This is a genomic window from Kitasatospora sp. NBC_01560 (assembly GCF_045208415.1).
Lineage (GTDB): Bacteria > Actinomycetota > Actinomycetes > Streptomycetales > Streptomycetaceae > Kitasatospora.
The window spans coordinates 7,326,134-7,346,550 of record NZ_CP109364.1 but is presented as its reverse complement, the minus strand read 5'-3'; the positions used below and the strand labels follow the sequence as shown (position 1 = coordinate 7,346,550).

The window sequence follows — 20,417 nt, the reverse complement described above, 5'->3', positions numbered from 1 at the left end:
ACCGGGGTACCACCAGCGCCACCACGGCTGCCATACCCCCGGCTCCTCTCCTCCACCAGTAGGAACGCAGCAGCACCGGCGCACGGTTCACCGTGCCCGCAGGAACGACCTCCCCCGGCGCAGGGCGGGTGGCCTGCCGTGTCGTCCTGCCGCGCCGGCCCGGCAGGACACCGCCGGGCCGGCGCCAGGACGGCACGGCAGGCCACCGGCTCACCCGGCGCCGCAGGGCGTTGCGGCCGCGGGGCGTCGGCCACTCGGCGTCACCCGCGTCACTCGGCACCGCCCGACATCACCCGACATCACCCGGCACCGCCCGGCGTCACTCGACGTCACTCGGCGACGAAGGTGCTGCCGCTCCACTCGAAGACGTCCAGCGCGATGCCCTCGTGGACGGCCGTCCGGCCGGTCCGCCGGAAGTGCTCGTACCGGTTGCCGGCGAGGACCTTGACCACGCTCTCGCGGGGGTCGGCCTCGTGCACGCGCGCGAACCGCGACCCCGCCGCGCCGCCCTCCAGCAGGATGTTCGCCTTCGGCTCCGTCATCGTGATACCTCCCGGGGGTGGCTTCGCCAGCGATACCTGACCTGAGCCCCGAACCTACGCAGCGCCCTGCGGCCGGATAACCCCTACCCGGGCCTTTGCCGGGTCGGTTAGGGGTTCCGGATTCAGCCGGTGGCGTCGGGCAGGAGGTGGGCCGGCAGGTCGGCCCGCCGGTTCACCCGCAGCTTGCGGTAGGCCCGGGTCAGGTGCTGCTCCACGGTGCTGACGGTGATGAAGAGCTTGTGGGCGATCTGACGGTTCGTGTGGCCGCGGGCGGCCAGCGCGACCACCCGGAGTTCGGCCCGGCTCAGCTCGCCGACCGGCAGCGGCTGCGGGGCCCGTGGGGCGGGCACCACCGCGAGGGGCCGGCGCCCGGCCGACCGGGGCATCCGGGCACCGGGCAGCAGCTCGGCCGGCCGGCCCGCCGGCGGGCCGACGGCCACGTGCGCGCTCCTGGTCGTGAGCAGCGCGCCGGCCACCACCGGCTCCCGGCCGCCGTCCCCGGACACCTGGCCGGCCCCGGCACCCGGCCCGGTCCGCGAACCCGCCCCGTGGCCCGGTCCCGCCCCGGTGGCGAAGGACGCGCCGGTGGGGACGGCCGCCCCGGCACCGGGGGCGCCACCGGCCCGTGGCACCGTGCCGGCGACCGCGCAGACGGGCTCGGCCGGGCCCGCGCTGCCGCCGACCGGTTCGGCCAGCCCGCACAGCTGGGCCAGCCGGTGCGCGCGGTCCTCCTCCGCCCGGGCCAGTGCGTCGACACCCAGCCGGGCGTAGGTGCGGCTGAGCTCCGTCGCCGCCACCATCTGCTCGTAGCGGTCGCCGGCGGCCTGGAAGTGGTCGAGCGCCTTGGCCAGCAGCCGGGCCCGTTCGCCGAGGTCGGCCGCGGCGGCGGCGAGCAGCGCCAGCACCCGCCCGTGGGTGCGGTGGTCGTGGCGGCCCGCGCCGGCCAGCTGCTCGTCCAGCAGCTGGCGGGCCTCCTCCTCGCGGCCCAGCCGCAGGTACGCGGCGGCGGCCTCGATCCGCCAGGCCACCAGATTGGCCGCGTCGAGGCCGAACTTCTCCATCAGCTCGCCGCAGCACAGGAAGTCGCTGAGCGCCGCCTGCACCCGGTTGTTGGCCAGGTGGTGGCGCCCGCGGGCGAGCAGGTAGAGCAGGCCGCAGGGGGTGCGGAAGACGATGTCGGGCACCGGGACGGCCAGGAAGCAGAGCGCCTCGGCGGGCCGGGTGGCCGTGGTGGCCAACAGCCCCACGGCCAGCGGGAGTCCGACGGCCGCGCCCCAGCTCTCGACCGGCACCAGGGCGAGCGCCTCCCGGGCGCACCGCTCGGCGGCCGGCAGCTCGCCGCGGCGCAGGTGGGTGAGCGACTGGAGGGCGGTGAGCAGCGCCGTCCACATCGGGGCGTTGCGGCTGGCGGCCTCCGCCGCGAGCTGTCCGCACCAGAAGGCGGCCCGCTCGCACTGGTCGGCGAGGATCAGCACGACCAGCGCGACGATGATCGCGCTCAGGGTGTCGTCGTCCAGCCGGGAGCCCTCCAGCACGGCCTCGGCGGTCTCCACCGCGTCGGAGCCGCCGTGCCCGGCCAGCACGCCGGCCAGCGAGCCCGCCGCGCGGACCTGGAGGCCGGAGCCGAGCTCGGGGTCGATCGGGTCGGCCCGCATCCCGGAGGGCAGCAGCCGGTCGGACAACTCCGGGTAGGCCTGGGAGATCATCAGGCAGACCGTCAGCTTGTTCCGGTCCGGGGTGAGGCCGACCGCGGCGAGGTGGCGGGCGATGGTGTCGAGGATCTCGGCGGCCTCGTCCAGCCGGCCGTGCCAGAGGAGCTGGCTCACCAGTGCGGACAGGTCACGGCAGTCGAGCCGGTCCTCCCGGGCGGCCGCGCACAGGTCGGTCAGGTGGCGGGCGGCCGCGCCCGGGTTGACCCGCCATTCGGTGCGCAGCAGCGCGGCCTGCACCTCGGCGCGCTCCTGGGGTTCGCGGCACAGCTCCAGGGCGCCGCGCAGGCAGTCGACGGCGAGGGTCACCTCGTCCGCCCGCAGCGCCTCCTCGGCGGCCCGGCGCAGCACGTCCGCGGCCCAGGGGGCGGTGGGCCGCTCGGCGGCCACCAGGTGGCGGGCGATGCGTTCCAGGGGTGCGCCGAGGTGGTGCAGCGCCTCGGCCGCCCGGGCGTGCAGGGCGGCCGAGCGGTCCGGCGGCATGCCGCGCAGGACGGCGGCGCGGACGCCGTCGTGCCGGTAGCGGCCGTCGCGCAGCAGTCCGACCGCCTCCAGGGTGTCCAGGGCGTCCGCCGTGGCCTCGGCGCCGAGGTCGAGGACGTCGGCCAGCACCGCGGTGCCGATGTCGGCGCCGAGCACGGCCAGGCCGCGCGCGACGACGCGGGTCGCCCGCTCGGAGTGGAAGAGGAAGGTGTCGAGCGCCCGGGCGAAGGCGTCGCCGAGCACCAGCCGGTCCGGTGCGGCGGCGGCCGCCCGGTGGTCGTCGGCGAGCGCCTGGACCAGTAACGGGCTGCCGCCGCTGATCCGGTGGCACTCGGCGGCCAGGGCGGCGCCGGCGACCGGCCCCAGCCGGCCGGCCAGCAGGGTCTCCACCCCGCCGGGACTGAGCGGGCCGAGGCGGATCGCGGTGCAGCCCGGCTGGTTCAGGAACTCGGTCTGCAGCAGCGCGTGCCGCAGGTGGGGCCGGCTGGACTGGGTGAGCACCAGCAGGATCGGGACGGTGCGCAGCCGGCGGGCGAGGTAGAGCAGGACCAGCATGGACGGGAAGTCGGCCTGGTGGGCGTCGTCGACGGCGATGACCACCGGACCGTCGGCGGCGAGGTCGAAGAAGACCTTGCAGAGCCGGTGCAGGGCCTCCGGGGCGATCCCCGGCACCTCGCCGCCGCAGCTGCCGGCGTCGAGCAGCTCGCCGGCGGCGGGGCGGCCGGGCTCGCCGCCCTGGCGGTCGCGGTGCAGGGCGGCGAGGATGCCGTCCAGGGTGGGCTGCAGCCCGCACGGGCCGTCGGTGGCGCGTCCCGCGCCGTACAGCAGGTGGCTGACCAGGCCCAGTGGCAGCGCCTGTTCGGCCTGGGAGCCGGTGGCACCGAGAAAGGTGCCGCCGGCCGCCACGGTTCGGTCACCGAGAACCCGTAGGAGTGCCGTCCTGCCGCTCGCCACCGGCCCGGTGACGATGGCGAGTCCGCCCGTCCCGCGCAGTGTTTCGTCGAGCAGCCGGCCGAGTTCGCCGAGTTCTCTGTCTCTTTCCACCAACCACATCAGCTACCATCCCCCGAATAGCATGTGTGACAGCATTATTTGACATTTGACTCGCACTTTACCGAATACATACGCGTGGAAGTCGCCGCGGCAACACTGCCGAAATTCGCCGGAACACCGTTGGTTCAACTGCGGTCCACCAGCCGTCCGTTCGGGAACTTTCCCATTCGTGCGTCCGGGCAGCATTCGGACCGGAACCCCGCCCCGACCAGCATCCGCACCGGAACGGAACAATCCCGGGAGCCGTGGTGATTCTGCCATGCATCCGGCGCGCGAATCCACCGACTCCGCAAACGAGTTCATTAACCATAGGCGGCGATTTCGGGCACATGCGCACACATCTTCCCCGGCCCGGACGCTTCGGTACGGCACACGAATGGTCCGTGGACTCCCCCGCGCCGGTGATCGCGACGGCACCGCCGGGAGCCTGGCAGAATGACCGCCGGAGGGGTGGTTACGTGCGCATCTGCATCCTGGGCCCGCTCGAATTGCTGGACGAAGCGGCCCGGCCCGTCGAGGTCAGCGGCCAGCGGCTGCGGGCGCTGCTGATCCGGCTCGCCATGGACGGGGGGCGCGCCGTCTCCACCGACCGCCTGATCGACGACCTGTGGGGGGACTCCCGGCCGGCCGTCCCCGGCAACGCGCTGCACACCCTGGTGTCGCGGCTGCGCGGCGTCGGCGGCCGCGACCTGGTCACCGCCGCCCCGGGCGGCTACCGGCTCGGCGTGGACCCGGGCGAGATCGACGCGGTGGCCTTCGAGCGGCTGGTGGCGGCCGTCCGCCGCTCCGCCGCCCCCGAGGAACGCGCCGCGACCCTGCGCCGGGCGCTCGACCTGTGGCGCGGGCCCGCACTGGCCGAGGTCGCCGACGCGGTCTTCGCCGGGGCCACCATCACCCGGCTGGAGGAGCTGCGGCTGACCGCCGTCGAGGACCGGGTGGACGCCGAACTCACCCTCGGCGACACGGCCCACCTGGTCGCGGAGCTGGAGGGGCTCTGCCTGTCGCACCCGCTGCGCGAGCGGCTGCGCGGCCTGCTGATGCGCGCCCTGCACGCCACCGGCCGGCAGGCCGCCGCCCTGGAGGTCTACCAGGACACCCGCCGGGAGCTCGCCGAGCGGCTCGGCGCCGACCCCTCCCCCGAACTCGCCGCCCTGCACCTGGCGATCCTGCGCGGCGACCTGCGCCCGCCCGCCCCGGCCCCCGCCGGCGGCCCCGCGCCGGGCCCGGGCAACGGCCGGCGCACCAACCTGCCCGCCCCGCTGACCAGCTTCGTCGGCCGCGAGGAGGAGTCCGAGCGGATCGGCAAACTGCTGCGCGAAGTCCGGCTGGTGACCCTCACCGGGCCGGGCGGCGCGGGCAAGACGCGGCTGGCCGGCGAGGTGTCCGCCACCCTGGTCGGCGAGTACCCGGACGGCGTGTGGCTGGTGCCGCTGGCCCAGGTCGGCTCGGCCCAGGACCTGCCGCAGGCCGTGCTCACCGCGATCGGCCAGGCCGAGCCCGCGCGGGTCACCGACGCCACCGCGGTGCTGCCGCCGACGAAGCGGCTCGCGGACTCGCTGGCCAACCAGCGGATGCTGCTGGTGCTCGACAACTGCGAGCACCTGGTCGAGGCGGTGGCCCGGCTCGCCGACCGGGTGCTGGCCGACGCCCCCGGCGTCCGGGTGCTGGCCACCAGCCGGGAGCCGCTGGCCATCACCGGCGAGACCCTCTGCCCGGTGCCCTCGCTGCCGCTGCCGCCGCCCGGGGCGGGCCCGGCCGAGGCCGCCGGGTACGCCGCGGTGCGGCTGTTCGAGGACCGGGCCGCCGCGGTGCGGCCCGGCTTCCGGGTCGACGCGGACACCGGACCGCTGGTGACGGCCGTCTGCCGCGCCCTGGACGGGCTGCCCTTCGCGATCGAGCTCGCCGCGGCCCGGCTGCGCTCCCTGACGCTCCCTCAGATCGCCGAACGCCTCGGCGACCGGTTCCGGCTGCTCGGCGCGGGCAGCCGGGCCGCGGTGCCCCGGCACCAGACGCTGCGCGCGGTGGTGGACTGGAGCTGGGAGCTGCTGGACGACACCGAGCGGGCCGTGCTGCGCCGGCTCTCGGTCTTCCGCGGCGGCGCCACCCCCGACAGCGCCGAGCGGGTCTGCGCGCCGGACGACGGCCACGGCTCCGGCGACCGGGACGCCGGCGACCAGGAGCTCGGCGGCCGCGACGTCATCGACGTGATCGCCGCGCTGATCGACAAGTCGCTGGTGATCGCCACCGGCCGGGGCGAGGTCCGCTACGGGCTGCTGGAGACGGTGCGGGCGTACGCCGCCGAACGCCTCGCGGAGGCCGGCGAGACGGCACGGCTGCGCGCCGCGCACGCCGCCGACGTGCTGGCCTTCGCGGAGCACGCCGAGCCCGGCCTGCGCGGCCGCGACCAGGAGGCGTGGGCGGCCCGGCTGACCACCGAGCGGGACAACTGCGCCGCCGCGCTCGGCTGGGCGGTGGAGCAGCGGGACGTGGAGACGGCGCTGCGGCTGGTCGGCGCGCTGATCTGGTACTGGATCATGCACAACCAGCTGGCCGAGGCGCACGGTTGGGCCCTCGCGGTGCGCGAGCTGGCCGGCGACCGGCCGCCCGCCGACGCGCCGGAACTGGCCGACGCCTATGCCCTGTGCACCTTCCTCGCGGTGCTGATGGTCGAGGGCCCGGACGGTCCGGAGGCCACCGCCGGGGCCCGCCTGGAGGCCGTGCGGACCGCCCTGGAGTGCCTGCCCGAGCAGCCCGGCCACCCCGCGCTGCACCTGGCCCGGCCGGTCACCGCGCTGTTCCTGAACGACGCGGCGGGCGCCGAACGGGAGCTGCTGGCCGTCCGGGAGAGCGTCACCGACCCCTGGGTGCAGGCCGTCACCCGGGTCTGCCTCGGCCACCTCGCGTTCAACATGGGCCGGATCGACGCCGCACTCGCCGAACTGCGCGGCGGCTACGCGGGTTTCCGCCGGATGGGCGAGCCCTGGGGCATGAACACCGCGCTCGGCGGGCTGATGGAGCTGGCCCTGATCCGCGGCGACGGCGCCGAGGCCGTGCGGCTGGGCCAGGAGGCCTACGCGTACGCCGCCCGGGGCGGGCCGGAGAGCGGCACGCTGGCGCTGATCCAGCTCGGCCGGGCCCGCGCCGAGGCCGGTGACGTGGCCCTCGGCGTGGAGGAGATCCGGCAGGGCGTGCGCACCTCGGAGCGGGTCGGGGAGTCCGGCAGCGCCGTGGAGGGGCACGTGGCGCTGAGCCGGCTGGCCCGCGCGGCCGGCGACCTCGGCGCCGCCCGGCCTCCGCTGACCCGGGCGCTGGAACTGCTGGACACCATGGCCGCCGGGAGCAACTCGATCCGGGCCACCGCCCTGACGTACGGTCAACTCGGCTGCCTGGCCGAACAGGAGGGGGACTTGGACGACGCGGCGCACTGGCACGCCGAGGCCGTCCGGGAGCTCGGCCGCGAGGGGATCGTCCACCAGCAGGCCGTGGCCGCGGTGCTGGAGGGCGTCGCCGCCCTGGCCGCCGCCCGCGGCGAGGCGGAGCGGGCCGCCGAACTGCTCGGCGCCGCCCACACCCTGCACGGCTACCGCGACGACCGCTGCCCGGAGGTGCTCCGGGCCACCGCGCGGATCGCGGCGGCGCTGGAGCCCGCGGTGTCCGAGGCCGCGTACGGGCGCGGCCGGCGCGTACCTCCCGACCGGGCACTGGCGCTGGCGTCGGCCGGCTGACCCGCGCAGGCCGGCCCGGCCGGACGGCATCGCCGCCGGCCGGACCGTCGTGGCCGCACCGAGCACGGCGGGTCAGACGAGCGACTCGCCCTGCTCCTGCGGGAGCGTGGCCGGGTCGGGCGACGCCGCCGTCGTCGAGCCCTTCGGGCCCTTCTTGTCCTTGCCCTCCTTGCTCTCCTTCTTCTCCGGGAACGCCGAGCGCGGCGGCACGAAGGCGGCGGCGAGCAGCGCGGCCAGCACGGCGACCACGCCGCAGGCCGTCAGCACCAGGTTGCTGCCGTGGATGAAGGCACCGTGAGCGGAGGCCAGCAGCCCCGGGTCGTTCAGCTGCCCGGCCACCGCGTTGGCGCCGGTCACCGAGTCCCGGGCAGTCCGGGCGGCGTCGTCCGGCAGGCCGCCGGTGGCGATCCGGGCGAGGTAGCCGGAGCTGAGCAGGCTCCCCAGGCCGGCGACGCCGAGCACCCCGCCGACCTGCTGAAGGGTCTCCAGCAGGCTGGAGCCGGCGCCGGTGCCCTCCTCGGGCAGCGAGCCGAGCACCATGCTGGTGCCGGGCACGATCGCCAGGCCGAAGCCGGCCCCGGTGACCGTCAGCCACAGCGCGGCGAAGCCGTAGCCGTCGGCGGTGCTCGACTGCGCGCCGAGCAGGGTGCCGCCGGCCAGCACCAGCAGGCCCAGCGGGATGATGACGCGCGGCCCGATCCGCGGCACGAAGGCCTCCGCGAGCTGGGCGCCCACCACCAGGCCGCCGATCAGCGGCAGCAGCCGCAGGCCGGTGCCGAAGGCGCTGTTGCCGAGCACCGACGCCAGGTACTGCGGCACCACGAACAGGATGCCCATGATGCAGAAGTTGACGAAGGTCGCGACGACCGTGCCCCAGAGGAACTTGCGGTTGCCGAACAGGCCCAGGTCGACCAGCGGCGAGGCGGCGGTGCGCTCGCGGAACACCAGCGCGATCAGCAGCACCACGCCGGCGCCCAGCGTGCCGAGCACCTTCACCGAGCCCCAGCCCGCCTCCGGCACCAGGATGGAGCCGTAGACGAGACCGGTGATGCCCAGGGCGCCGAGCAGCGCACCCAGACCGTCGAAGGCGGGCGCCGGGCCCGCCTCGGCACGGGCGGCGGCCGTCGGGTCGGCGGGCAGCAGGAAGGCCACCGCCACCAGGGCCGCCACCACCACGGGGATGTTGAAGACGAAGACCGAACCCCACCAGAAGTGGTTGAGCAGCCAGCCGCCGACCAGCGGACCGATCGGCATGCCGATCGAGGCGGCCGCCGTCCAGCTCCCGACGGCCTTGTCCAGCTCGTCCTTGGGGAACATCTTGGGCAGGATCGCCATGGTGAGCGGCATGATCATGGCGGCGCCGACACCCATCAGGGCGCGGACCGTGATCACCGAGCCGGGGTCGCTCACCAGGAACCCGGCCACCGAGGCGGCGCCGAAGATGGTGATGCCGGTGAGCAGCAGCTTCTTGTGGCCGAAGCGGTCGCCCAGCACGCCGATGGGGAGCATGACCGCGGCGAACGTCAGCAGGTAGCCGCCGCTGATCCACTGGAGCTGGGTGTTGGAGGCGCCCAGCTCCTGCGAGAGCGTGGGCAGGGCGACGTTGATGATCGTGCCGTCGAGTGAGATCACGAGGACGCTGAGCACCAAGGCGCCCAACCCCCACCAGCGGCGGGGTGAGGGTGGTGGGGTCGTCATGGCAAATCTCCAGAGAGGTGTTGCGGATCAGGTCGCTGAGTGAGCCGGGGCCCGCTCAGACTGGTCGGATTCCACCGTGGCGGGCCGTGCTGGTACGGCGCTTGCAGCCCGCTGGTACCGCCGCGCGGGCCCTGTCAGCGGGCTGGCACGGCCCGCGCGGCGCAGGCCGGGCCTACCGGCGGCGCAGCGACGCCTTCAGCCGGGCGGCCCGCCACATCAGGCCGATCACGGCCCTGCGCGGGTCGGGCCCGCCGCGCATCCGCAGCAGCGACCAGGCCATCCAGAGCCGGTTCTCCTCGGCGTGCGAGGGCGATGCGTGCACATCGTCGTGGACCAGCAGGCGCAGGTCACGGACGTGGGTGCGCAGCACGGCGAGATCGCCCGGCGGGATGATCTCGTCGCGCAGGCTCGCCACGTAGGCCACCGGGATGTCCAGGGCGCGCAGGCCCTCGACGGGGAGCGCCCAGTCGCGCAGGTCGTCGAGGCCGAGCCCGGTCAGGTGGGTCAGGGTGTCGACGGTGACGGCGGGCAGCCGCCGCTGCCGGGCGGTGTCGGTGAAGAACTCGCGGACCGGTGCGCCGGCCGTGATGATGCCGCGGATCCGCCGGTCCGCCATGGCGCAGCGCAGGGCGAGGTGGCCGCTGAAGCTCATCGCGAAGGCGTAGCTGCGGGAGACGTCGGCCCGGTCGGCGACGGCGTCCAGCACCGCGGAGAGGGTCCGCCAGGCCTCCGCGTCGTAGGGGGCCTCGTTCTCGCCGACGCCGGGCAGTTCGGTGGAGACGACGGCGAAGCCGAGCCCGGCGAAGACGGGCAGCGCGGGCGCCCACTGCTCCTTGACGGTGAGGTGGCCGCCCATGATGACGACCAGCGGGCGGGGCCGGTCGGCGGACAGGCCGGCCGTCCAGCAGCCGATCTGGCGGCCCTTGACGTCGATGTCCAGGCGGTGGATGTCCTGGCCGGAGCGCCAGCGGTCGAAGCCGGCCAGCGCCTTCTCGTAGGCGTCCTGGCGGGCCGCGCCGTCGACGTAGGGGAAGCGGGCCATCAGGTAGTGCCGGCCGGCCTCCAGGTGCTTGCCGCCGCCGGCGAGCCGGTCGCCCTCGGCGGTCCACTCGCCCGCCCAGGAGCCCGGGCCGGTGCCGTCGCCGGTGACGCGGTCGAGCAGCTGCTCCCAGCCGTCGATCTCCAGTCCGCGTGCGTGCACGCCGACGTACTGCTTGAGCTCCTCGACGTCGTTCACGACCGCTCCCCCGTACCGGCGGTGGCGGCGGCGGTGGCGGCGGCGTCCGTGCCGGCGGCGTCCGTGTCGTCCGCGGCGGGGAAGGTCTCCAGGGCCTGCTTGAGGTCGGTCAGCACGTCCGCGGCCTCGGCGCCGTCGATGACGCGGTGGTCGAAGGTGAGCGAGAGCCGCATCAGCGGGGCGACGGCGACCTCGGTGCCGCGCGCCACCGGGCGGTCGGCGATCCGGCCGACGCCCAGCGTGATCGTGGTGCCGCCGACGGAGTGGAAGCCGTCCACCGGGCGGTGGCCGAGCGAGGTCACCGCGAAGGTGCCCATGACGTCGGCGCGGCGGTTCAGCGGGCGGGTGCCCATCCGGAAGAGCAGGCTGCCGACCGGGCCGGGCAGCCGCTGGAGCAGCCGGGCCCCGGCGAACTCGGGCATCGAGGCCGGGTCCCCGTCGCGGAAGTGCTCCACCCGCTGCTGGATCTCGTCGAGGCTCGCCCGCTGGAGGTCCGTCAGCACCGTGGAGAGCACGATGCGCTGCCCGTTGAGGGTCCGGTCGAGGGTGAACTTGCCGTTGACGGAGGCGTAGCGGGCCACCCGGGGGCGCAGCCGTCCGTGCAGCGCGGCGTTGGCCTCGGGGTGGGCGGCCAGCACGCGGGCCGCGCTGTGGAGCACGTAACTCACGACCGAGTACTTGTGCTGGGTCTCCCGGTGCCGCACGACCGCGGTCATGTCGACGTCGGTGTCCAGGAAGACCGGGGAGATCGCCCGGATCTCTCGGAGGAAGTGGAGCGTGGGCCTGCGCTCCGCGGCAACGGCACTGATCTTCATGGCACCAGGGTTCGCCGCCCGGCCAAAGGGCCGCTTGCCACCCCCTAAAGCCCCTACCCGGTCCGGGTGCCCGCGGCGGGCCGGGGCCGGGGGCGGGCACCCGGACCGGACGGGGCGAGGTCCGGGCGGGAGCGCGCCGGGGCAGGGGTGCAGCGGAGGCAGGGGGTGCGGCGGAGGCAGGGGGTGCAGCGAGGGCAGGGGGTGCAGCGAGGGCAGGGCGGGGGTGCGGTGCGGCCTCGCGGCCCGGCGCGGCCCGGCTTTGGCAGGACCTTAGCCGGCCCTCCGAAGCTGAACCGCGCCAACGACCGGCCGACTCGCACGGGCCGGACGGAGCCGAGCGAGGAGAGACAGCATGACCGGGACGAACACCGGACTGCTCGCCGAGGACGTACCGCAGCTCAGCGCCGCGGGGGTGCACGAGGCCCGACGGCGGCTGGGCGACCGGGTGCTGGACACACCGGTCGTCCGCTCCGAGGAACTGGACCTGGCGGCGGGCGCCCGTCTCTGGCTGAAGACCGAGAACCTGCAGCGCGGCGGGTCGTTCAAGATGCGCGGCGCGCTGCTGGCGGTGGAGCGGCTGGCCCGGGCCGGATCGCCCGGGGTGGTCGCGCAGAGCACCGGCAACCACGCGATCGCGGTCGCACTGGCGGCCGGGGAGGTCGGCATGCCGGCCGTGCTGGTGCTGCCGGTCGACGCCGCGCCGACGAAGGTGCGGCGGATCCGGGAGGCCGGCGCGGAGGTCCTGCAGGTCGGGACGACGCTGGCCGACCGGGTGGCGGTGGTCGACGAACTGCGGCTGCTGCGCGGCCTGGACGTCATCGACCCCTACCAGGACCCGGACGTGGTGCTGGGCCAGGGCACCGCGACCGCCGACCTGCTGGCCGGCGTGGCCGCGGCCGGCGGCCGGCTGGACGCGGTGGTGCTGCCGGTCGGCGGCGGCAGCGCGGTGGCCGGGGCCTGCCTGGTGACCGACGGGTCCGGCATCGAGGTGGTCGCCGCCGAACCGGCCGCCGTCCCGGCGCTCGGCGAGGCCCTGCGGGCCGGCCGGCCGGTGACGGTGGTGGCCCGGCCGACCATCGCCGACGGCCTGCGGCCGGACCGGATCGGCCAGTTGCCCTTCGACCTGGCCCGGGAGCGGGTCTCCCGGGTGGTGGCCGTGGAGGAGGAGGCGATCGCCGACGCGATGCGCCTGGTGCTCACCCGCTGCCGCCTGCTGGTGGAGCCGGCCGCCGCCACCGCCGTCGCCGCGGCGCTGCAGATCGCCGCCGAGGGCGGCCGGTCCGACATCGGGGTGCTGGTGTCCGGCGGAAACGTCGAGACGGCCCTGGTGACGCAGCTGCTGGCGGACCCGATCAGAACGTCCTGAGAAACGTGAAACGACCGAGAGGAACCGGGAGTCCCATGCGCCTGCGCATCGAGGGTTGGAAGAGAACGACCGCCGTGCTGGCCTCGCTGGCCGCCTGCGTCACCGTGACCACGCTGGACTCCGGCCCGGTGAGCGCCGCCACGGGCTCCGGCCCCGTGAGCGCCGCCGGCCCGGAGGCCGCTGTCCGGCCCCACCCGGGCTGCGTCATCTACCACTTCACCGAGGTGATGACCAAGCTGGAGACCAACGGCACCCCCGGCATCGACGTGCCGGCCGGTTTCGAGGCCACCTGGCTCGACTACCTGTACCCGTTCGGCGCCGAGACCGTCCCGGCCAACCAGCTGGGCACGGCGACCGGGAACATGGACATCCTGGAGGTGAAGGCACCCGGCGGCCACGGCATCGAGTACCAGTACGAGCTGTTCCACCTCGCCGACGGCGTCTTCACCGCGCAGAGCTCCTTCGACCGCGCCCTGGTGATCAACGGCTCGTGGATCACCCAGCCGGTCCAGGGCCTCACCGGCCGGTACGCGGGCTGGAAGGGCTCCTGGACGTGGCGCGCGGTGCCCGGCGACGGCGCCGACCACTGGCCGAACTTCGAGGACAAGTTCACCCTCTGCCCGCGCTGACGCCCCGCGCGGACCGTCGAACCACCTGTCCCGCCGACCGCGGTGTCCCCCGTCCGCGGACGGCGCGCCCCTACCGGCACCTCCCCGAGCCCTCCGGCGGCTCTAGGGGGTGCCGGTAGGGGCTTTTCCGGGGTTACCGCCGTCTTTCCCGCTTCCTAGACTTCCCAGCGTTCCACCACGCCGGCTCACCACGCCGGGTGACAACGGACGCGCAGTGAAAGGGAGTTACCGGTGACGGGGACGAAGAATTCCGGCGGGGAATGGGTACGGCGCTTTCATCCCGCCGCCGCGGGCGGCACACGGCTGGCGGCCTTCCCGCACGCCGGCGGATCGGCGAGCTACTGGTACCCGCTCTCGGAGGCACTGGCGCCCGCCGTGGAGACGCTGGCGATCCAGTACCCGGGCCGGCAGGACCGGCGCCACGAGGAACCGCTGCGCAGCCTCCCCGAACTCGCCGACCGGGCCTTCGAGGCGCTGCCGGAGTGCGCCGACCGCCCGCTCGTGCTGTTCGGGCACAGCCTGGGCTCGGTCCTGGCCTTCGAGGTGGCCCGCCGGCTCCAGGACGCCGGGCGGACCCCGGCCCACCTGTTCGCCTCCGGCTACCCCGCGCCGTCCCGGCTGCGCGGCGGGGACGTCCACCGGCGCGGTGACGAGGGCATCGTCGAGGAGCTGCGCACCGTCGGCGGCACCGACCCGGTGTGGCTGGAGAACGCCGAGTTCATGGAGTCCGTGCTGCCCGCCCTGCGGGCCGACTACACGGCCATCGAGACGCACGCGCGCGGCGACGCCGTCCTGGACTGCCCGCTGACCGTGCTGACCGGCGACGACGACCCGCACACCACCGTCGACGAGGCGAAGGCCTGGGGCGAGCACACCGCGGCCGCGTTCGACCTGCGGGTGTTCCCGGGCGGCCACTTCTACCTGGACCGGCACCTGCCGGAGATCACCGGGCTCATCGCCGACACGGCCGAGGGAATCACCGGCTGATCCCGCCGGAGAAGGAGGGCCGATCGGTGCGGTACGAACTCCTGGGAAGTCTGCGGGTGGTCGACGGGAACGCCATGTCCTCGATCAGCGCGCAGAAGGTCGAGATCCTGCTCGCCTCACTCCTCGCCCACGCCGACCACGTGGTGTCGGTCGACCAGTTGATGGGCGAGATCTGGGGCGACCGGCAGCCCCGCCGCGCGCTCGCGGGGCTGCACGTGTACGTGTCCGAACTGCGCAAGTTCCTGCACCGCCCCGACCGGGCCGAGGGCCCGATCGTCACCCGCTCCCCCGGCTACGTGCTGCGGCTGGACGGCGGCGGCCTCGACGCGCAGGAGTTCCTGGACCTCGTGGGGCTGGGCCGCCGGCTGCTGCGCGAGCAGCGCCACGAGGAGGCCGGCGACGCCTTCGAGCGGGGCCTCGCGCTGTGGCGCGGTCCCGCCCTGGGCGACATCGGCCAGGGGCCGGTGCTGCGCAGCTTCGCCACCCGGCTGAGCGAGGCCCGGATGGAGTGCATGGAGATGCTGGTGGACGCGCAGCTCCAGCGCGGCCGGCACCGGGAGGTGGTCGGGCTGCTGTACACGCTGGCCGCCGAGAATCCGCTGCGCGAGGCCTTCCACCGGCAGCTGATGCTGGCGCTCTACCGCTCCGAGCGGCGGGCGGACGCCCTGAAGGCCTACCAGTCGGCGCGGCGGACCCTGCTCGACGAACTGGGTCTGGAGCCGTGCACCCCGATGCAGGACCTGCACCGGGCGATCCTGCGCTCGGACGACCTGGACGGCGCGGCGGCACTGGCCGCCGTGTGAGCGCCGGGCACGACGGAGGGCCCGGCCCCGATCACCAGAAGGTGATCGGGGCCGGGCCCTCCGCGCCGAACCGTACGGGGGCGTCGGACGGCCCGCCGCCCGCCGCCCGCCGTCAGACGGCCGGGCGGGCCGCGCGGACCACCGCGGCGAGCTCGGCCGGGGTCGGCTCGGCGAAGAGGTCGGCGAGCTTCACCGTCACCCCGAACTCCTCCTCGACCCGCTGGACCAGCTTGGCGGCGAGCAGCGAATGGCCGCCGGAGGTGAAGAAGTTGGACGAGCCGGAGAGCTCCTCGCGGCCCAGCAGCTCGCGCCAGAGGCCGACCAGCGCGTTCAGCACCGGGTCGGCGGAGTCGTCCGGGCGGGCCGCGGCCGACGCCCCGGAGGCGTCGTCGGGACCGGCAGCGGGGCCGGCAGCGGGGCCGGCGACCGCCAGCGCCTCCAGGGCCAGGTAGTCGACCTTCTCGTTGGCGTTCGTCGGGAGCACGTCCAGCACCACGAAGTCCTGCGGGACGGCGGCGCGCGGCAGTTCGGCGCGGGCGAACTCCCAGAGGCTCTCCACCAGGCCCTCCACCTGGGTCTCCGCCGGGGTCTCCGCGGCTCCTCCCACCAGGCCCGCCACCGGGCCCGCGTCCCCGCCGGTCTCCTCGACGAAGACCACCAGCCGGCCGTCCGCGCTGCGGTCGCCGACCACCACGGCGGCGGCGCCCCGCACCCGCGGGTGCCCGAGCAGGGCCGCCTCCACCTCGCCCAGCTCGATCCGGTTGCCGCGCAGCTTCACCTGCCGGTCGGCGCGGCCGGACAGCTCCAGGGTGCCGTCCGGCAGCCACCGGCCGACGTCGCCGGAGCGGTAGAACCGGCCGTACCGCGGGTGCTCGCCGAACCGCTCCGCGTTCAGCTCCGGGCGGCCGTGGTAGCCGTGCGAGACGCCGTCACCGGCGATGCAGACCTCGCCGCGGACGCCGACCGGCAGCTCCCGCCCGTCCGGTGCCAGCACGAACATCCGGGTGTTCCGGATCGGGCCGCCGACCGAGATCCGGTCGCCCAGGTCCGCCGGGACGACGCCCCAGGTGCACCAGGTGGTGGTCTCGGTGGGGCCGTAGGCGTTGACCACCTCGCAGCCCGCCGCCAGCAACCGCCTCGCCAGCGTCACCGGCACCGGCTCCGCGCCGGTGACCACCCGGCGGCCGGCCAGCCGGTCGGCCACCTCGTCGTGGACCATCCGCAGCGTGGTCGGGGTGGCCTGCAGGATGCCCGGCTCGTACCGGTCGAGCAGCGCGCGCAGCACCTTGCCGTCGGTGCGGGCCTCGTCCGGGGCGACCACGATCCGGCCGCCCGAGTACAGCGGCACGTAGTGCTCCAGGTTCGCCATGTCGAAGGCGAACGTGGTCATCCACAGGGTGGCGTCGGCGGGGGTCGCGCGCAGCCGCACGGTGTAGTCGGCGGCGATGTTGGAGATCGCGCGGTGCGGCAGCACGGCGCCCTTGGGCCGGCCGCTGGAGCCCGAGGTGTAGATCAGGTAGGCGGTGCCCTCCGGGTCGAGCCGGACCGGCAGGTCGCCGATCGGCCGGTCCGGGGCGCCGTCCGGGAGGGCCGGGAGCGGCAGCCGCGGCAGCCCGTCGGCGCCGGGCAGGGCGAGCTCGCGGTCGGTGAACACCGCCTTGGCGCCGGAGTCCTCCATCAGGTAGGAGACGCGCTGCGCCGGGTGCTCGGGGTCGACCGGCAGGTAGGCGGCGCCGGTGAGCCAGACGCCGAGGACGGCGGCGGTCAGTTCGGGCGAGCGGGCGGCCGCGACGGCGACCACGTCACCGGCGCCGATCCCGGCCTCCTTCAGCGTGGCGGCGGCGTCCAACGCGCCCTCCCAGAGCCGCCGGTAGCCGATCTCGCGGTCGCCGTGCTGCACGGCCACCGCCTCCGGGGTGGCCGTGGCGTGGCCGTGCACGGCCTCCAGGACGTCGGCCGGGCCCGCCGCGGCGTCGCGCGCCCCGGTGTCGTTGGCGGCGTCGATCACCGCGTGGTCCTGCTCGCTCCACACCAGCAGCTCGCCGGTCGGCCGGTCGACGTCCGCGGCGACGGCCAGCAGCAGCGCCTCGTAGCGCAGCAGCAGGGCCTCGGCGTCGGCGTGGTCCAGCTTCTCGGTCGAGTACCGGGCGGTGACCTGGATCGTCTCGGCCGAGGAGGCGACGAAGAACTCCAGGTCGTACTTGCTGAAGCCGTTCTCCACCACGACCGGGCGCGCCTGCAGCCCGCCGATCCCGAACTGCGTCATCTCCAGCTGCGGGAAGTAGTTGAACAGGTGCCGGCTGAGCCGGTTGCGCCAGGACGAGCCGGCCCGGGGCGCGACGCCGGCGATGGTCTCCTCCGGGACGCCGGCGTGCGCCAGCGCGCCGAAGTACCGGTCCCGGGCCTGCCGGACGAGGGCGCGGAAGCCGTCCTCCGGGTTCACCAGCACCCGCAGCGGCAGCACGTTGGTGTGGTGGCCCACCGTGCGCGGGGCGTCCTGCGGGCGGACGCTGACCGGGCAGCCGACCACGATGTCCGGGCCGACCCCGTGCGCGGCGAGCAGCAGGTCGAAGGCGCCGAGCAGCACCACGGCCTCGGGGGCCCGCACCTCGCGCTGGAGTCGCCGCACGACGTCGCGGGCCTGCGGGGAGAGGGTGTGGACCAGCTGACCGCCCTTGAGGGTGGGCTCGGCGCTGTCGGGCGCCCCGCACCAGAGGTCCAGGGCGGCCGGGTCGAAGCCGTCCAGCTGGCCGCGCCAGAACTCGATGCTCTCCGGCTTCGGCTCGGGCTCGGCGAACGCCGGTACGGTCGTGAGCAGTTCGGCTGCCACCGGCTGCCCGGCGACCAGGGCGCCGTACACCGCGACGATCTCCTCCAGCAGCGCGGTGCCGGAGATGATGTCGTAGTCGAGGTGGTGGAAGGTCAGGCAGAGGACGTCGCCCTCGGGGTGGTGGAACAGCCCGGCCCGGACGAGCGGGCGGCCGTCGAAGACGAACCGGCGGTTCACGTACGGCAGCAGGGCCTCGGCGATCGCGTCCCGCGGCGGCCGGAAATCGTCGACCTCCTCGACCGGGACATCGAATTCCGCCGGCGGCACGACGCCTTTCAGCAGTTCGGCGCCGGTCGCGAAATAGACCGTGCGAAGCACGTCGTACCGGCGGAAAAGCGTCGCCAGGGTCTCGCGGAGCACCGGGACGTCCAGTTCTCCGTCGACCTGGAAAGCCAGTGCCAGATTGTTCGCGGAACTTTCGGGAACCAATCGCTCCAACAACCACATGGCCTGTTCCTTGCGGGTGGCCACGGAAAGATCACGTGTCGTCCGGACGACGGGCTGCGCTGCGGGTCCCAATGGGTCCTCCCCTACAGGGCCGGGCGCGAGACGGTCCACGCCCTGCTTGCGGTTGCCGGTTTGAGCACACGTTACGAGCCGCCCGCCCGGCCCGGGCACCCCTATCGGGGGGGCACCCCGGCTTTTTCCGGGGTGCCCCGCGGGACCCCCTAGGCGTCCCCAGAAGGATCTCTAGGGGTACAGCGACACAACCCGGCCGACCTACGCTGCTTGCGGTTCTGGAGTCCACGACCGAGGAGTGACGGTGACCGCAGGAAGTGCGTGGAAGAGTCTGACGACGGGCGGGAATTCCCGGGGAATTCTGTTGGCCGTCGACTTCGACACCACGGGCCGGCCGGAGGCCCGATTCGCGGACCTCCTGACGAATCTGGTGAATCTCGCGACTCCGGCGGACCCGGCGTCTCCTGCCTCTCCGACGGAGCCGGTGACCGCGGCGGACCCGGCGTCACCGGGGGATCCGGTGAATGCCGGTCCGGCCTTCGCGGCCTGGGAGACCGTCCCGCCGCCGGCCACCGCCGAGGCGGCCCGCAGCGGCGCCGGTTACCTCGACCACTGGACCGGCGGCCTGGCGGGCCTCGGGGGCGCCGGCGGCACCCGGCCCGAGGTGCACGCCGTCCTCGGCTTCTGCGGCGGCGCCATCTACGCCGCCGCGCTCGCCGAGCGGATCGCCGAACAGCAGGACCGCGCCCCGCTGCTGGTCCTGTTCGACCCCGAGCTGTCCACCGCGCAGACCCTGATCTGGCAGTTCCACAAGGTGATCGGCTTCCTGTCCGCGGTGATCTCCGAGGAACAGATCGCGGTGGCCCGCGAACTGGGCCAGAAGGCCTTCGACGGGATCCCCGACGTCATGGCACTCAAGGACGAACTGCTGCGCCTGATGAGGGAGTTCGGCGAGCCTGCGCTGATCGCGGCCGGCCTGGACGAGACCCGCCGCGAGGAGCTGTTCGCCGTCTTCGAGTCCTTCCTGTGCTACCTCGCCGCCGCCAGCCAGATCGACCCGCTGCCGCAGTGGCGCTCCGCCGTCGCCTACAGCTCCACCAGCCCGCTCAGCGGCCTCAACGCGATGCGCAGCGCGGGCCTGGAGATCGAGATCGGCGAGGAGATCCGGGTGGACACCGACCACGGCGTCATGCTCGCCGACCGGGACCTCGCCTCCGCCGTCGCCCGCCTGCTGGCCCGCTGAGCCGATGCCGACGAGGCCCGCCACCGCCGACACGCCCACCGCGACGCCCTACCTGCCGCCCGCGGCGGCCGCCACCGGGGCGGACGTCCGGCTGTTCTGCTTCCACCACGCCGGCGGCGCCGCCTCCGCGTACACCGGCTGGCAGGAGCGCCTCGGACCGCGCGTCGCCGTCCTGCCGGTCCAGCTGCCCGGCCGCGAACGGCGCGCCGCCGAGGCCCGGTTCACCCGCATCGACGCCCTGGTCGCCGACCTCGACCGGCACCTCGACCCGCTGCTCGACGAGCCGTACGCCTTCTACGGGCACAGCATGGGCGCGATCGTCGCCTACCGTCTCGCCCTGCTGCGCGCCGCCCGCGGCCGCAGCCTGCCCGTCCGGCTGATGGTCGGCGCCTACCCGCCGCCGCACCGGCTCGCCCCGATCGCCGACGCCCTGAACCTCGACGACCGGGAGCTCACCCGCTGGCTGGTCGACACCGGCGGGATGTCCGAACTGGTGCTCCGCTACCCCGACTGGGTGCGGTCCGCCCTGGAGCTGCTCCGCGACGACCTCCGGGTCTGCCAGAGCCACCGGCCGCCCGCCGACCCGCCGCTGGCCTGCCCCATCGACGTGTTCGCCGGCGAGCAGGACCCGCTGCTGCCGCTCGACCAGGTGCACGACTGGGCCCGGCACACCACCGGCGGGTGCCGGGTGCACACCGTCCCCGGCGGGCACTTCTTCCTCCACGAGTCCTCCGCGGTGCTGCTGCGCACCGTGGGCCTGCTGCTGTCCGACCGCGAGCGCCGGCCCAGCCGGATCTGACCGCCGGCCGGCCCGGGCCCGCCACCGCCGCTGCTACCA

Annotated in this window: 13 protein-coding genes; 7 read left to right on the top strand and 6 right to left on the bottom strand. The window is 75.0% G+C overall.

From position 1 onward, the window contains the following. Positions 1-329 precede the first annotated feature (329 nt). On the bottom strand, positions 330-542 hold the full coding sequence (locus OH807_RS31685; RefSeq protein ID WP_406205822.1) for a DUF5988 family protein: 213 nt from the start codon (positions 540-542) through the stop codon (positions 330-332). Positions 543-664: 122 nt separating this feature from the next. Next, on the bottom strand, positions 665-3,778 hold the full coding sequence (locus tag OH807_RS31680; protein WP_406205819.1) for an AAA family ATPase: 3,114 nt from the start codon (positions 3,776-3,778) through the stop codon (positions 665-667). 467 nt (positions 3,779-4,245) lie between these two features. Between OH807_RS31680 and OH807_RS31675 the strand changes: the two genes are divergently transcribed. Next, complete coding sequence (locus OH807_RS31675; RefSeq protein ID WP_406205816.1) at positions 4,246-7,512, top strand: BTAD domain-containing putative transcriptional regulator; 3,267 nt, start codon at positions 4,246-4,248, stop codon at positions 7,510-7,512. A gap of 72 nt (positions 7,513-7,584) precedes the next feature. Here the strand turns inward: OH807_RS31675 and OH807_RS31670 are convergent, their stop codons facing one another. From OH807_RS31670 to OH807_RS31660, 3 genes are all read right to left on the bottom strand, one after another. Further along, a complete protein-coding gene (locus OH807_RS31670; protein ID WP_406205814.1) occupies positions 7,585-9,210 on the bottom strand; it encodes an MFS transporter in 1,626 nt (541 codons plus the stop codon). A gap of 172 nt (positions 9,211-9,382) precedes the next feature. Next, positions 9,383-10,447, bottom strand: coding sequence for an alpha/beta fold hydrolase (locus OH807_RS31665; RefSeq protein WP_406205812.1), 1,065 nt, complete (start codon positions 10,445-10,447; stop codon positions 9,383-9,385). Next, the gene (locus OH807_RS31660) at positions 10,444-11,262 is read right to left on the bottom strand and encodes a 2-oxo acid dehydrogenase subunit E2 (protein WP_406205809.1); all 819 of its coding nucleotides are present in this window, start codon (positions 11,260-11,262) and stop codon (positions 10,444-10,446) included. The genes OH807_RS31665 and OH807_RS31660 overlap by 4 nt, the downstream gene beginning before the upstream one ends. Positions 11,263-11,614: 352 nt before the next feature. Between OH807_RS31660 and OH807_RS31655 the strand changes: the two genes are divergently transcribed. From OH807_RS31655 to OH807_RS31640, 4 genes are all read left to right on the top strand, one after another. Then, complete coding sequence (locus OH807_RS31655; RefSeq protein ID WP_406205807.1) at positions 11,615-12,628, top strand: threonine/serine dehydratase; 1,014 nt, start codon at positions 11,615-11,617, stop codon at positions 12,626-12,628. A 35-nt stretch (positions 12,629-12,663) separates the two neighbouring features. After that, positions 12,664-13,257 carry an allene oxide cyclase barrel-like domain-containing protein gene (locus OH807_RS31650; RefSeq protein WP_406205804.1) on the top strand — a complete coding sequence of 198 codons (594 nt, stop codon included), beginning with the start codon at positions 12,664-12,666 and terminating at the stop codon, positions 13,255-13,257. 231 nt (positions 13,258-13,488) lie between these two features. After that, the gene (locus tag OH807_RS31645; RefSeq protein ID WP_406205802.1) at positions 13,489-14,244 is read left to right on the top strand and encodes a thioesterase II family protein; all 756 of its coding nucleotides are present in this window, start codon (positions 13,489-13,491) and stop codon (positions 14,242-14,244) included. Positions 14,245-14,270: 26 nt separating this feature from the next. Next, positions 14,271-15,047, top strand: coding sequence for a BTAD domain-containing putative transcriptional regulator (locus OH807_RS31640; RefSeq protein WP_406205799.1), 777 nt, complete (start codon positions 14,271-14,273; stop codon positions 15,045-15,047). A gap of 112 nt (positions 15,048-15,159) precedes the next feature. Here the strand turns inward: OH807_RS31640 and OH807_RS31635 are convergent, their stop codons facing one another. Next, complete coding sequence (locus tag OH807_RS31635) at positions 15,160-18,348, bottom strand: non-ribosomal peptide synthetase (RefSeq protein ID WP_406205797.1); 3,189 nt, start codon at positions 18,346-18,348, stop codon at positions 15,160-15,162. Between the two features lie 508 nt (positions 18,349-18,856). On the opposite strand from OH807_RS31635, the gene OH807_RS31630 reads away from it, so the two are divergent. Both OH807_RS31630 and OH807_RS31625 read left to right on the top strand, forming a co-directional pair. Then, positions 18,857-19,579, top strand: coding sequence for a hypothetical protein (locus tag OH807_RS31630; protein ID WP_406205794.1), 723 nt, complete (start codon positions 18,857-18,859; stop codon positions 19,577-19,579). 4 nt (positions 19,580-19,583) lie between these two features. After that, complete coding sequence (locus OH807_RS31625; protein ID WP_406205792.1) at positions 19,584-20,378, top strand: thioesterase II family protein; 795 nt, start codon at positions 19,584-19,586, stop codon at positions 20,376-20,378. The last annotated feature ends 39 nt before the right edge of the window (positions 20,379-20,417 follow it).